Raw genomic sequence first — 573 nt, 5'->3', positions numbered from 1 at the left:
CGCGGCGGCCGGACGGGCAGCCGCACGCTGGGCCGCTCGAGCCTCTATGGCTGGCTGAAGGAGCGCGACAGCAAGGGCATCCAGGCGTTGGCGGTCAAGGCCGCGCCCAAGGCCCCGCCCCAACCCTGGGAAGCTGCGTTCCTGCGCATCTGGTCGCGGCCCTCCAACATGGCGTTGACCGAGGTCCTGGCGCTGCTGGCCAAGGAACTGCCCGAGGACGTGCCGTGCCCGACCTACGACCAGGCGCGCCATTTCCTGCGCAGCCTGTCGCCGCAGGAGCGTTATCGCGGCCGGATGGGCCGCCGCGCCCTGGTGGCGATCAGCGCCTATCGCAAGCGCGACACCTCGGACCTGGAGCCGACCAGCGTCTACACCGCCGACGGCAAGACCTTCGCCGCCGAGGTGCGGAACCCGCTGTCCGGCCAGCCCTTCCGGCCCGAGATCGCCTCGGTGCTGGATGTGGCCACCCGCAAATGCGTCGGCTGGTCGGTGGGCCTGGCCGAAAGCGCCTCGGTGGTGACCGAGTCCCTGCGCATGGCGGTGGTGAGCCATGGCGTCCCGGCGATCTGGTAC

At 71.4% G+C, this 573-nt stretch carries 1 protein-coding gene; it reads left to right on the top strand.

All coding sequences use genetic code 11. From position 1 onward, the window contains the following. On the top strand, window positions 1–573 hold a 573-nt coding region (locus EPD66_RS24300), incomplete at both ends, for a hypothetical protein (protein ID WP_221931114.1).

Origin of the sequence: Telmatospirillum sp. J64-1, assembly GCF_006980715.1 — a bacterium.
Taxonomy (GTDB): domain Bacteria; phylum Pseudomonadota; class Alphaproteobacteria; order Rhodospirillales; family Magnetospirillaceae; genus Oleiliquidispirillum; species Oleiliquidispirillum nitrogeniifigens.
The sequence above is the reverse complement of the archived record's forward strand: the minus strand, read 5'-3'. Positions and strand labels throughout refer to the sequence as shown.